The 14,010-nt window shown below is 34.3% G+C and carries 7 protein-coding genes; 3 read left to right on the plus strand and 4 right to left on the minus strand.

The features are described from left to right. Nucleotides 1-27 precede the first annotated feature (27 nt). The 4 genes from ACODSB_RS10975 to ACODSB_RS10990 form a co-directional block, all read right to left on the minus strand. Nucleotides 28-1,638: a class I SAM-dependent methyltransferase gene (locus ACODSB_RS10975; RefSeq protein ID WP_488937071.1), complete on the minus strand. Its 1,611-nt coding sequence runs from the start codon at nucleotides 1,636-1,638 to the stop codon at nucleotides 28-30. Nucleotides 1,639-1,776: 138 nt separating this feature from the next. Further along, nucleotides 1,777-4,992 (minus strand): TonB-dependent receptor, encoded by a 3,216-nt coding sequence (locus ACODSB_RS10980; RefSeq protein ID WP_488937072.1) that lies wholly within the window; start codon nucleotides 4,990-4,992, stop codon nucleotides 1,777-1,779. Nucleotides 4,993-5,673: 681 nt separating this feature from the next. After that, nucleotides 5,674-7,041, minus strand: a complete 1,368-nt coding sequence (locus ACODSB_RS10985; protein ID WP_488937073.1) for a HAMP domain-containing sensor histidine kinase — start codon at nucleotides 7,039-7,041, stop codon at nucleotides 5,674-5,676. Continuing rightward, on the minus strand, nucleotides 7,031-7,723 hold the full coding sequence (locus ACODSB_RS10990) for a response regulator transcription factor (protein WP_488937074.1): 693 nt from the start codon (nucleotides 7,721-7,723) through the stop codon (nucleotides 7,031-7,033). The genes ACODSB_RS10985 and ACODSB_RS10990 overlap by 11 nt, the downstream gene beginning before the upstream one ends. Nucleotides 7,724-8,331: 608 nt before the next feature. Between ACODSB_RS10990 and ACODSB_RS10995 the strand changes: the two genes are divergently transcribed. The 3 genes from ACODSB_RS10995 to ACODSB_RS11005 all read left to right on the plus strand — a co-directional run bounded on the left by ACODSB_RS10995 (nucleotide 8,332) and on the right by ACODSB_RS11005 (nucleotide 13,931). Continuing rightward, entirely contained in the window at nucleotides 8,332-11,514 is a 3,183-nt protein-coding gene (locus ACODSB_RS10995) for a SusC/RagA family TonB-linked outer membrane protein (RefSeq protein ID WP_488937075.1), read from the plus strand. Between the two features lie 12 nt (nucleotides 11,515-11,526). Beyond that, nucleotides 11,527-12,951, plus strand: coding sequence for a SusD/RagB family nutrient-binding outer membrane lipoprotein (locus ACODSB_RS11000; protein ID WP_488937076.1), 1,425 nt, complete (start codon nucleotides 11,527-11,529; stop codon nucleotides 12,949-12,951). A gap of 377 nt (nucleotides 12,952-13,328) precedes the next feature. Beyond that, nucleotides 13,329-13,931, plus strand: coding sequence for a murein L,D-transpeptidase catalytic domain-containing protein (locus ACODSB_RS11005; protein WP_053470418.1), 603 nt, complete (start codon nucleotides 13,329-13,331; stop codon nucleotides 13,929-13,931). Nucleotides 13,932-14,010: the final 79 nt, after the last annotated feature.

Below are 14,010 nucleotides of genomic sequence, written 5' to 3' on the forward strand. Positions count from 1 at the left end.
TAAGAACTAACAATTTATAATTAACAATTAAAAACCTCCTTTCAATAAATTAATACTCACCGTAGCAATATCAGCTTCCGGAAATCTTTTAAAAATGGCTTTATCGGGAAATAATCCGGCTTCTGAAGCGACATCATTAAAAACATCAATTTCAATAATATATTGATCCGAAAATCCGTGAGTCGCGTCGTAAGCTGTTGCAGGCGTTTTTCCTAAATTTTGGGATGCAAGTTTTGGATTAATCGTATGCAATTCGATCAAAAGCAAACCGAATTTGCGTACATAAGGCGACCATTTTTGCAAATGTTCCAAGAGATTATCTTCGACCAAATTGTTACTGATTCTTTTTCCTCTGTAAGCAAATGCTCCGGTAGATTTACTGACTCTGTTTTCGTCAACGTGCTGCGGATCTTTCCAAATTCGGTTGTGATCTAGAAAAGTTCTTACGTTTAGTAAATCTTTTAAATCGATATTATAATTTTCTCTCAAATCATCCGAAAGCACATCCGGACGTCCAATATCTCCCCAAATAACTTTGGCCCAAATATCAGCTTTTATAAGATTAGCTCTCGTCACTTTCAATGCAGCCTGATTATAATCGGCACCAACGAGAAATAGGGGATATTCATCAAGCATTTCGCCTCGTAAAGTCTGTCTGTCAATTACTTCAAAAATATGTTCCAGGAAAGCGCCATTTCCACAGCCCATATCGAGAATTCCTTTTGGCTGCTGTTCAATTGGCAGATTAAAAAGTTTGATGATAATTTCGTCTACTACTTTAAAATACGTGTCGTGAGCGCCACCGCTTCCCCAAACATTCATTTCACGATCCACATGAATTTCGTTTTCGCCATCAGCAATCATTCTTAAAACGGCTGGATCGCCAAAAATTAATTCTTCAATTTTGGCAAATGTCGGAAGATAAGAAACCGTAACGCCGTAAGCGCTGGCTCTTTTTGCAAAAAACAAACCTGTTTCGGTAAATTGATAATTGCCGTTTTTCTCCAGAAACCAACCCAGATGCACAAAAAAGTCTAATATTTTTTTGAAATTTTCAGGAGATTTATGAAACTCTTCGGGTCTGAAAGAAGTCTCCATAAAATATTTATGAAACATTCCGTTCATGGCTAAACGCACAATTGTAGGCCCAATTAAATAACCTTCAACATGTTTTAAAATTTGTTCCTGAATGCTGTTTTTCAACGGATTATCAGAAGGTTCGATTCCGTAATTCTTTTTATATTTTTCAAAAATAAGATTGAGTTTTTCAAACGGAACATCTTCAAAAAGACGGGGATGAAACTGAGTGGAAAACTGAAGCAGATCGACAACATCTTCATAAAGATAAAACAGCGAAAAAGCGGTTTCGGTTTTTTCATTTACAGCGATTGTAATTTCCTGCGTTTTATTATCGACTTCATAATCCAGAAATCCCTGAGAAGCTAAAATTCTCAGACCAACATTCAAATAACCTTCATTTGCTTTAAAAACAGTTACCAATTCTGATAACTGAACTTGTTTTTTGTTCAAGATAAATTCTAAAACAGCATGCTTTTTTAATGCTATTGCTACCGGAGCAGTCGCTAATCCGTCGAGATGTCTGAAAATGGAGCTTCGAAGTTGTGCTTTGTCGATCATAGTGCGAGAGTAAATGTGTACTAAAAATAGTGATTTTTTTTAACTGTTTACGTATCGTTATATCGGAAACAAAATAAAAATCCCCCAGTTTCAAGCAATTTGAAACTGGGGGATAGTAAAAAAAATAAAACACAATCTTTAGAACGAATACCTTACGCCAAGTTGTCCCTGGAATCTTGAAGCTAATTGATCTATAGTATAAGGTGCAGTTGTAGGTTTTTGGAAAGTGTAAGTTGGGTCGCCAGTAGCAACTCCGCCTAAGTTTCCTGATTTTGTTAAACCTAAATTTGCTGTTGAATTGTATGTATTTGGAACAAAATAACTTCTTCCCCAATCTTTATTGATAAGGTTTCCGATATTAGCCATGCTGAATGAAACCTGGAATGTACCAACGTGTGCTACATTAATTTCATCCATTAATTTTAAATCAGCCTGAATATTCCAAGGCGTAGTATCGCCATTTCTTTCTGTGAAGTTTCCTCTTCTGCTTTTCAAATAAGAATTTCCGTTGATGAAAGCTTCGTAATCTGCTACTTGCTGTGCTGCTGTTGCAGATGGAACTCCTGCTGCATTTACTCCGATATATTTAGCTGCTTCTGTTGCATCTTTAAAGATATAAGCTAATCCCGCTGCTTGTCCTGTTCCTGCAATTGTTGAGTTTACAAATCCCCATGAAAATGGATTTCCTGATTGTGCATTGAAATACACGTTTGCAGAGAAAGTATTGTTATCTGCTAATTTTACTGCATATCCTACATTAGAAACGATTCTGTGTTTGATATTAAAGTTAGAAGTTGCCAATTGAGGATCATTTGGAGTTAACGATTGGTTCATTTGGAAGTTACTTTCCATAGAGTTACGAATTCCGTTTGTAACGTCTTTTGAATTTCCATAAGTATAAGCAACCATAAAGTTAAACCCAAAATCGTATGTTTTTGAGATCATTTCTGTAATGCTGTATCTGTATCCTTTATTTGTATTTGACAATAAATAAGCATTTGAAAATGCTGGATTTATGTTAGCCACGTAAATTGGCATTTGGTGATTGGTATCGTAAGAGAAATAAGTTGGATTATCTGTCTTATTTACTTGTTGAAACTCCAAATCACGAATTACTTTTGTGTAAATACCTTCAGTCGTAAATTTATATCCGTCGATGATTTTATCAATAGCCAATGAGTTTCTTAAAACAGCCGGCATTTTGAATTTATTATCTACTAAATCTGCCTGAACTTTTGGCGTTGCATCGTGATATCCGTTTAATCCGTTGTTTGCCAATGGATCGCCTGCCGCTGCAACCTGCGCCGGAGTTAAGTTGTTTTTATCGTAACTTCCGTAACCTACACCATCATTGTAATAGGCATATCCTAACCAAGCAAACGGAATTCTACCTGTAAATACTCCAGATCCGCCTCTTAAAACAAGTGTTTTATCTTCGTCTACATTATACGTAAATCCTATTCTTGGAGAAACTAAAGCAGTGCTGAAAAAGTTGTTTTTTATTTGGTTTAAAGGCGTGTAAGTATATGTTGTTCCGTAGTTTGGATCAGCTGGAGAATTTTGTACTTGCGAACTCAAGTTTGGTTTTGTTGGCAAATCAGTATAATCAACTCTCACACCTGGCGTAACTTTTAATTTGTTACCAATTCTAATTTCGTCCTGCGCATAAACGCTGTAAAGATTTACTTTGAATTGTGCATACGGATTATTGAAAATCTCATCTCTTGTAGATCCGTCAAACGGATACGTTCCACGAACACGAGTAGGAAGTTTGTTGTAGAAATCAGCAAGAGATTTATACGCAACTCTTCCGTTAAGGGCATTTACAAAACCGTAATTAATGTCGTAGAATTCGTTGTGTGTACCAAACAATAAAGTATGATTCCCTGTTTTGTAAGTAAGGTTGTCTGTAATTTCAGCTGTGTTCTGTTTCATATTAAAAACAGTTGCTTCACGATCATTTCCTAAGAAAATAGTTCCTCCGTTATAGCCAATTTCTGTTTGGGGAAACATAACATTGCTCGATTTTGGATCACGATAGTCTTTAATGGCTGAATAACTGGCAATAAATGAGTTAGACCACTGGCTGTTAAAATGACTTTTTAACTCTAAAACAGTACTAATAGATTGGTTTTTTTGCGTAAAATCCATACTTGAAAACCTGAAATTTGCAGCATCGCGTTCCAAATTTGAAGCTTGAGAAATAACAGTGTTGTTTCTTAACGAAAGAGAATGTTTGTCATTAATTTTCCAATCTAATTTATTGAAGAATTTCTGGCTTTTTGAAAAGTTGTTATACGAACCGTAGCTTCCAGGATCAAATCCGTAGTTAGTTTTTACGAAATTTGAAATTTGTTCTGCTGTAGCATTATCTACTAATGAAGTTAATTTTCCGGCAGAATTGGTTTCTCCTGCATTGTAAAATAAAGGATCAGTTCGTTCCGCATATTCCATGTTGGTAAAAAAGAATAATTTGTCTTTTACAATTGGTAATCCCAATCTAAAACCTACTTGGTAATCACCAAAAGAACTTGGCATTTTAGAACCGTCGCCAGCATTATTTGGACCTGTAATCGCAGCACTTCTTCCGTAGCTGTAAATAGATCCGCTTACTGTATTTGTACCGCTGCGAGTTACAGCATTTACACTTCCTCCTAAAAAGTTTCCTAATTTAATATCATAAGGAGCAATATAAACCTGAATATCCTGTATCGCATCTAAACTGATAGAATTAGAACGCGTACTGCTTCCCGGCATTCCTGAAGTTCCGGATTGTCCGCCTAAAGATGGGCTGAAACCAATTGCGTCATTGTTTATAGAACCATCAATTGTTACGTTATTGTATCGAAAATTGGTTCCTGCAAATGAGTTGTTAGAACTCTGCGGAACTAGTTTTGTAACATCCTGAATTCCTCTGTTGATTAACGGAAGTCCATTTACTTGTTTCTCGTTAATATTAGTTCCGTTGTTTTTAGAAGATGGTTTAGAACTTGTAATTACTACTTCTTCTAATACAGTATTATCTGCTTTGCCAACTACAATTGTAGGTAAATCATTGTCACCAAGTGCTAAATGTATTTGTGCGTTAGAATAATCTTTAGTGTCTGCACTTTTAATTTCGAGTTCATAAGGCCCGCCTGCATTTAGATTTTCGAAACTAAACCGACCTTGTTTATCTGTTACAGCTCTGTAAACAGCATTGGTTGGTAAATGTGTTAAGGTAACTTCTGCGTTTGTAACCGGGCTTGTACCATCACTAACTTTGGCAGATAATGAAGAGGTTGTAATTTGAGCAAAAATGTTTCCCATAACAAGAAGCATAAATGCCGAAAAAAAGAGTTTGAGTTTTGTCATGTTGTTTTTAGTTTTTATTTGACAAAGTAACTCGGTTTGTTTCGATCAGATTTAACGCTTTTGTTAACTTAAAATCATAAAACAATTCATTGTTAAGAGACAATTATGAAGATGTTATTTTCTTAAAAATGATTTAAGCCTTTAAAATCAATTGTTTGTGTAAAATGCTTTAAAATAGCGGATTAGAAGTGGATTTAAAGTAGATTAGAAAAAGATTAGAGTGTTAAGTGAATGTTACCGATTGGAAAAAGAGCGTTTTTGGTTTCACGCAGATTTGGCAGATTTATGCAGATTTAAATGGATTTTTATTTTTTGTATATGTTGAATTTTTCTCTCGCAGTTTTTGGAGATTGAGGTGATATAATTTTGAATTCATTGATGTTTTTCATGACATTTTTATTGTACCGTTAGGTACAAAATATCGGTAGCATTTAATTTTAGATTTCAATAGCGTGCCGTAGGTACGCCACAAGGAAGACACGCTATATTTATTTTCGTTATAGTTTTGTGCCTAACGGCACAAACTTAACGTGGTATCTTTTTTTCTACCGATATTTTGTACCTAACGGTACAAACGCAAATTCAATGACGTAGTTCTAACAGTTCAAATTTTAAATTTAATTTGGATAAAAAATCCATTTAAATCTGCATAAATCTGCCAAATCTGCGGGAAAAAACATTTTAAGGAAATACCAAAGAAAACGAAGTCCCCTTTTCAAACTCAGAATCTACAATTAATTCAATATTGTGAAGTTTGAGAATCTGCATCGTTATAAAAAGCCCTAATCCTTGTCCCTGAATATGGCGTGTATTATCACTTCTAAAAAAGAGATCAAAAATAGAATCTTTATCAGCATCTGAAATTCCGGGGCCCTGATCTGTAATTTTGATTACAAGTTTATTATTTTTTGAAAGTGCAAAAACATCAACTTGTGCCGGAAATGAAAATTTAACCGCATTATCTAAAATATTGTATAACGCAATAAAAAGCATGTGTTTATTGGCATAAACAGAAAGCAAATCTTCATAATCTGCAATGGCATCCAGATTTACGGCAATTTTAGATTCAGGATATTCAATGGCTTTCTTTTCGAGAACATTCCACAGAATCTCATCAATTCTAACCGTTTCCATTTGCTGAGGTTCAGAAAGTTCTAATCCCGATAATACCAAAAGACCTTCGAGAGTGGCTTTAAGATGTAAAGTATCTTTTCGGAGGGATTTTAAGATTTCTTCATATTGTTCGTTCGTTCTCGGTTGTTGCAGCGAAACATCAATATCACCAATAATAATAGTAAGCGGTGTTTTTAATTCGTGCGAAGCATTTTTTAGAAAATTATTCTGAATCATAATACCACTTTCCAATCTTTCCAAAAGATAATTAAAAGTAGTAACCAATTCTTTAATTTCATCTTTGCTTTTAGTCTGCGGAACTTCTAATCTCGAATGAAGATTTTCGGTAGTTATCGTGTTTACTTTGGCAATAACATCTGTAAAAGGACGAAAAGTCTGCTTGGCTAAAAAAGTTCCTAAAAGATAATTTAACGGAATTCCAATTAAATAAAACAGAATAAACATTAAACCCAGAATTTCTAATTGGTGATTTCCGGCGCGATCGATTCCGGAAACTATAATGATAAAATCTCCCTGATTGTCTTTATAAAATAACCCAACAAACTGTCTGTTGTTTATCGTAAAATGTTCAATCTTATTTTTTTTAATTGCATTTAAATATTGATCACTTAAATTAATATCAATATTATCTTGTACAAAAAGTTTTTTGGTTTTGGCATTATAAACCCGTATCGATTCATTGTTAATTCTGTTGTATTGAATTTCAATCTGGCGATAACGTTCGCTGTTAATTGCATTGATTTCATCTTTTTCAAAATAAAATAATGCCGATGTCATCGCATGATCTTCAAGATTATCAATGTAAAGATCTTTCATGTGGCTTTTGAACAAAAGAAATGATCCGGCCATAAGAAGCCCGACTATAAAAGCAAAAAGCAGAGTAGAGTTTACGGCTAATTTATTTTTAAGATTCATGACTCTTTTGTTTGAGCATATAACCCGTTCCTTTTACCGTATGAATCAATGGAGTAGGGAAGTTTTTATCTAATTTATTTCGGAGATAATTAATATACACATCTACGGTATTTGAGGTTGTATCAAAATCGATATTCCAAACCGCCTGTGCAATTGCAATTCTGGATAAAGCCCTTTCTCTGTTTTTCATAAAAAAGATCAAAAGTTTTAATTCTCTTGAAGATAGATTCAAATCTTTTCCGTCTCTTGTCGCACTTTGTTCCTTCATATTAATTTCGACTCCGGCATAGGATTGAAAATCCAAAATTCCAGAACTGAATTCTGTACGACGCAGCTGCGCATTTATTCTGGCAAGTAATTCTTCAAACAAAAATGGTTTTGCAAGATAATCGTCGGCGCCGGCTTGTAAACCTTTTACTTTTTCCTGCGGCGTATCGAGCGCGCTTAAAATAAGAATGGGCACTATTATTTTTCGGCTTCTTAAAACTTCACAAACTTCAAAACCTGTTATATCGGGAAGCATAATGTCGAGAATAATAATATTGTATTCATTCTCCATAACTTCTTTTATGGCATCAAAACCTTTTGTAATGGTTTTAATTTCATAAAGATGTTCCTCAAGTCCTCTTGTAATGAAAGATGCAACTCTTGGATCGTCTTCCACTAATAATATTTTATTCATACAAATTGATGTGCTTACCTATGTCATAAAAGTAATAAAATAATGGATGACGCAAAACAGCATTGAATTTTTATTACTATTTGATTGTTTTAGTAAAACGTTTTAGGTATTTCAGAATTAAAAAACGACATAATGTAAATAAAGTTCACATTAATTTAGAAAAAATCTTACACGGTAGAAAAATATGGGTAGCTATTAACTATCTTATTTTTAAGTGTTTAAAAATATAGTAAAATATAATTAACATTTTTTTTGCAAAAAGAACAGTTAAAATTTTTGATTTAAAATTTTTAATTTACTTTTGTTCTATCGAATTAGTAGAGTTTATTGTATTTGCTGATGTTACAAATATTTTAATCACAAATTAGCAGAAATTTTCTATAAGATGAAACCTAAAAGGTTGAACCAAAATACTATACAGGCCAATTAAAATAATAATAATCAAAAAAAAATAAAAATGAAAAAACGAATGCGTTGCAGATAAAAAAAAACCATCTCTGTTGCAGCAGAAATGGTGAAGCTTAAAGAAATTGTACATCTCTATAAGGAAGCGAAAATGGAATAAATCTGTTTTCGGCTCGTCTTATTTTTTAAACCAAAACAAAGTAATGAAAAAAAAATTAAATAGATATACATGGATATGTATTTTGTTGATTTCCATAGGGATTAAGGCTCAGGAAACGAAACCTTTAATCCAGTCAAAACTTGAAGGAACAGTAATAGATGCTGTTACAAAGGAGCCTGTTATTGGGGCTTCGGTAAATATTAAAGGTACTACACACGGTGTTTTGACAGATTTTGATGGGAAGTTTTTTTTCCAAACCGGACAAAAATTTCCTTATACGTTAGTAGTAAGTTTCCTTGGATATAAAAAAGCAGAAACTGTAGTTACTCAAAACGCAGTTGTTATTGGTCTTGAACAGGAACAAAACCAATTATCTGAAGTGGTGGTTACCGCTTTAGGTATTTCTAAAGAAAAAAAATCTTTAGGATATACTACTCAATCCCTTAAAAACAAGGAAATTGTAGATACTAAAGAAACTAACTTTTTAAATAATCTTACGGGTAAACTGGCAGGTGTGCGTATCACTAATTCACAGGGAGATATGGGATCTTCACGTATTATTATTCGTGGAGAAACTTCTATTGCAGGAAATAACCAGCCCTTATTTGTGGTTGATGGAGTTCCGGTAGACAACTCTCAGTTAGGAAGTGTTGGTGGAGCAACCCGTGATTTTAAAAATGCAATTGCCGATTTAAATCCGCAGGATATTGAATCACTAACTGTATTAAAAGGCCCGAATGCTGCGGCACTTTACGGATCTCGTGCGGCGCATGGTGTTGTACTTATCACAACAAAATCTGGTAAAAACCAAAAAGGACTTGGTATCAGTTTTAGCACTGGTATAACAATTTCTCAGGTTACTACTTTACCTCGTTTTCAAAATTCATTTGGACAAGGTTCTAACGGAAGATTCAGCTTTGTAGATGGTAAAGGAGGCGGAATTAATGATGGTGTTGATGAAAGCTGGGGACCAAGACTAGACGGACGTCTTATTCCTCAATTTTATTCAAATGGAGAAGCAGTACCTTTTGTAGCTCATCCTGATAACGTTAAGGATTTCTTTAATACGGGTGTTACTTATGACAACAGTGTTTCGGTAGCAAAATCAGATGAAAAATCAGATTTCCGTTTAGGAGTAAACAACCAAAAACAATTAGGAACAGTACCTAACAGTGAAGTAAATAAAACAAACGTTAGTATTAATTCTAATTACCAAATTTCTAAAGGTATAAAAGTAGGAGTAACGGGTAACTATATCGTTACAGATGCTCCGGCTTTACCGGGAGGTCCATCTGGAAACCGTGCTGCGGGTGTAATGCTGCAGTTTATCTGGTTCGGACGTCAGGTTGATATCAATCAGCTTAAAAATAACAGAAACGTAAACTGGAATAACAGTTACTACAGCAACCCATATTGGAATGCTTATTATAATACTACAAGTCAGCAGCGTAACCGTATAATTGGAGATATCCATTTAGATGCAAAGCTTGCAGAAGGACTTAATTTTAGATTCCGTACCGGAATTGATTACTATAACGATCGTAGAAAATACAAGATTAAATATGGTACAAACGGAACTCCTTTTGGATCGTATGCGGAAGATGCTTATACTGTAAGCGAACAAAATACAGAAGGTATTTTTACTTATACTAAAAAACTAAGTGATGACTTTACTGTAGATGCTCTTGGAGGATTCAACGTTCGTACACACAGTGATGCAAATAATTATCAAAAAGCACCGCGTTTAGCTGTACCGGATTTATATACTATAACAAACTCAAGAGATCCGTTGACTGCATCAAACTCTTATTCAAGATTGAAAGTATATAGTGCTTATGCATCGGCTCAGTTTGGTTATAAAAACTATGCTTATTTAAACCTTACGGCTCGTAATGACTGGTCATCTACATTACCAAGCAGTAACCGTTCTTATTTTTATCCTTCTGTTAACGGAAGTTTGATTTTATCTGAGGCTTTAAATTTAAAAAGCAATACACTTGATTTCTTAAAAGTGCGAGGAGGCTGGTCTGAAGTGGGTAACGATGCAGATCCATATCAATTGTCTACAGTTTACAATTTCCAAACTGCATTTGACGGAAACCCTATTCAAACTTCTTCACAGAAAAAATTGAATGAAAACCTGAAACCGGAAACTACTCGTTCTACAGAGGTTGGTTTAGAGGCTTCTTTCTGGAAAAACAGACTTCATTTTGATGCAGCTTATTATAACACCAATAGTTTTGACCAGATTTTAGAAATCAAAACAACAGCTTCAAGCGGTTATAATTCACAATTAATCAATGCAGGGAAAATAAACAACCGTGGTATTGAACTTCAATTAGATGGAAACCCAATTCAAACGGAAAATTTCAAATGGAATGTGGCTTTAAATTATTCTAAGAATAAAAGTGAAGTAAAGATTTTGGATTACGACAGACAAATTCAAAACTACACCATTGGTACTTCAGGAGGTGTTGATGTATTGGCTTCTGTTGGACAAGCTTACGGAGCACTTTATGGAACTGCTTATTTACGTGACGCAAATGGAAATATTGTGGTTGGTGCAAACGGATTACCAAAAGCTGATCCGCAAAAGAGAGTATTAGGACATTATACTCCAGACTGGATTGGTGGTATTACAAATACAATTACTTATAAAAACCTTGAATTATCTTTCTTAGTTGATGCAAGTGTAGGAGGGGAGCTTTTCTCAGGAACTAACAGAACTGGTAATTATACAGGAGTATTAGCCCAAACGCTTCCGGGTCGTGGTGCTGAAAATGGCGGATTAAATTACTATTTGGCAGGTACTACAAAAACCTTATTGCCAGCAGGTGCAAGTGCACCAGGTGGAGCTACGGTATACGATGATGGTATGATTTTTAACGGTGTTTATGCTGATGGAACTCCAAATACTCAGGTACTTAGTGCACAGGAATATTACAAAGCATCATACAATATCAGCGAAGCATACATTTACAGCTCAACTTTTGTAAAATTAAGAGAAGTAAAACTGACTTACAATGTAGATAAAAAACTGGCTAGAAAAATTGGATTTGATGGAGCAAGCATTACTGCAGCAGGTCGTAACTTGTTCTTTATTTACAAAGATGCACCAAATATTGATCCTGAAACAGCTTTCAATACAGGAAATGCTCAGGGATTGGAGAGTTTAGCGCTGCCAACAACCAGAAATTTCAGCCTTAATTTAAATCTTAAATTTTAAAAACACGAAATCATGCTAAAAAGAATAGCTTATATAACTCTATTTGCATTGACACTGACCTCATGCAGTGATGATTTGGATGAGATTAACAAAAATCCAAATGCAACAGAAACTCCATTGGCACCTTACTTATTAACGGGAACATTAAAGCAAGGAGCTGACTTATACTGGGGATCAACAAATAACTTTGATTCGTCTTTGTTATATGTACAGCATTGGGCTAAAATCCAATATACAGAACCAGACAGATATGATGTGTCTAATGCTTCTTTCACTTCTTTGTGGAACACAGGATATGCAACTTTAATTACAGATTTGAACACTATTTTGAATTTCCCGGCAGATCAGGCCAATTCAAATTATAAAGGAATTGCTTTGACTTTACGTTCATGGACTTTTTTATTGTTGACAGATGCTTACGGAAGTATTCCTTATAAAGAGGCAGGTCAAAAAGTAACTCCGGCATATGATACTCAAAAAGACGTATACACAGGATTACTAGCAGATTTGAAACAAGCACAGATTTTGCTAAATACAGCAAACGGAACTGTAACGGGTGATTTGGTTTACAAAGGTGACATTACAAAATGGAAAAAACTGGTAAATTCACTTCGTTTGCGTATTGCATTGAGAATTTCAGACAGAGAACCTGCTTTGGCAAAACAAGCTGCAATTGACGCAACAAGCGATGCTGCAGGAGTTTTAAGCAGTAACAGCGATACTTTTAAATTTACTTATACAAGTTCGCCTCAGCAAAATCCAGCTTCGGCTTGGTTTGAAACTCGTGATGATTACCGTATTTCAAAAACATTAGTTGATAAATTAAATGAATTAGCAGATCCGCGTTTGCCAGTTTATGCTCAATTGCCATCTGATGCAACTGTAGGTAAATATGTTGGAGGTGCTAACGGATTATCAAATAGTGATGCTAATAGTCAGGGTTTTGCTAAAACATCAAAACCGGGAACTTACTTCCTGACATCTTCATCGCCGGCAGTAATCGCTTCTTATTCTGAAACATTATTTAATCTTGCCGAAGCTGTAGCTCGTGGCTATATTTCCGGAAATGCAGAACAACTTTATAATGATGCTATTACAGCATCGTTCAATCAGTTTGGTATTACAAATGCAGCGACTATTTCTACTTATCTTAATCAGGCAGTTGTAAAATACGATGCGTCAAATTATGCTAAATCGATAGGTACACAAAAATGGATTGCATTCTACGGACAAGGTCTTGATGCTTTTACAGAGTGGAGAAGATTGGATTTTCCAGTATTAACTGCTGGTCCTGCTACGGTTTTAGACGGAAAAATCCCTTCTCGTTTCTTCTATCCCGGAACAGAGCAATCGTTGAATGGTGCTAGTTACCAAGCGGCAATTGCGGTACAAGGAAAAGACTTATTGACTACGAAACTTTGGTTTGACGTAAAATAAGCGGAATGAATTACGGAAAATGATTCTTTAAAATAAATTTTCCAATAAAAATTTAAAAAAATTAAAACGGTTGTAAAGAAAAACTTTACAACCGTTTTTTATTTTTTAGTAATATAAAAAAAGCAGTTAAAACCAGTAAAAACGGGAGGTTTGGAAAAAAATAAGCTTGCTAAAACATTACTTTTAGGAATTATTTTTCTAAAATATTTTATGATAAGTATCATTATTTCAGATATTTATAATATATTTAACATTAGAAACATGGGAATTATATAAAATTTGTACATAATTTTGCAAGGTCAAAGATCAAAAGGAAGAATAAAATTTTTGGCAACTCAAATCCCAAATTTGCTGTTAAACTAACTTTATTGCTATTTATGAGAATATTTTTTGTAGCACTTCTTCTTTCATTAAGTTCCTTTACTACCTACAACGTAACGGATAAGAAAGACATTTTAAGTGAGGTTGAATTAGTAAGGCTAAATGACCATGTAAAGGAAGTCAAATCTTTTACAGCTTCGAACTATGGCTACAGCAGGAAAATAGCTTTCCTGGTAGACATGAAAATCAAATCCGGAAAAAATCGTTTTTTTGTTTACGATCTTGAAAATGAAAGAATCATTGATCAGGGACTTGTTGCACACGGTTCTGGTTCAGAAACCGGAATTAAAGGCGATATACTGCAATTTAGTAATATGCCAAATTCTAATTGTACTTCACTTGGACGCTATTCTGTAGAGAAGTCTTATAAAGGAGTTTTTGGAAAAGCTTTTAGACTTGCAGGTTTAGATGACACTAACAGCAACGCTTTAAAAAGAGCTATTGTACTGCACTGCTATAAAGAAGTTCCAGATGAAGAAAAAGAATATTACATTATAAACAGCCACGGCTGCCCAATGGTAAGCGAAGTTTTCTTTAAAAGACTTGAAAAAATAATAGACAGTTCTGATTCTAAAATCATGCTTTCTGTTTACTATTAATCAAAGAATTCTAAATAATTTAGCTGCATAGCTGTAGTGCGTTAATAAACGATAAAACAAAAAAAGAGCTTTAAAAGCT

The organism is Flavobacterium sp. FG68 (genome assembly GCF_057808895.1).

Excerpts from the sequence above, each read along its gene's own strand:
- ACODSB_RS10975 (WP_488937071.1), bottom strand. The coding sequence starts at position 1,638 with ATGATCGACAAAGCACAACTTCGAAGCTCCATTTTCAGACATCTCGAC.
- ACODSB_RS10980 (WP_488937072.1), bottom strand. The coding sequence starts at position 4,992 with ATGACAAAACTCAAACTCTTTTTTTCGGCATTTATGCTTCTTGTTATG.
- ACODSB_RS10985 (WP_488937073.1), bottom strand. The coding sequence starts at position 7,041 with ATGAATCTTAAAAATAAATTAGCCGTAAACTCTACTCTGCTTTTTGCT.
- ACODSB_RS10990 (WP_488937074.1), bottom strand. The coding sequence starts at position 7,723 with ATGAATAAAATATTATTAGTGGAAGACGATCCAAGAGTTGCATCTTTC.
- ACODSB_RS10995 (WP_488937075.1), top strand. The coding sequence starts at position 8,332 with ATGAAAAAAAAATTAAATAGATATACATGGATATGTATTTTGTTGATT.
- ACODSB_RS11000 (WP_488937076.1), top strand. The coding sequence starts at position 11,527 with ATGCTAAAAAGAATAGCTTATATAACTCTATTTGCATTGACACTGACC.
- ACODSB_RS11005 (WP_053470418.1), top strand. The coding sequence starts at position 13,329 with ATGAGAATATTTTTTGTAGCACTTCTTCTTTCATTAAGTTCCTTTACT.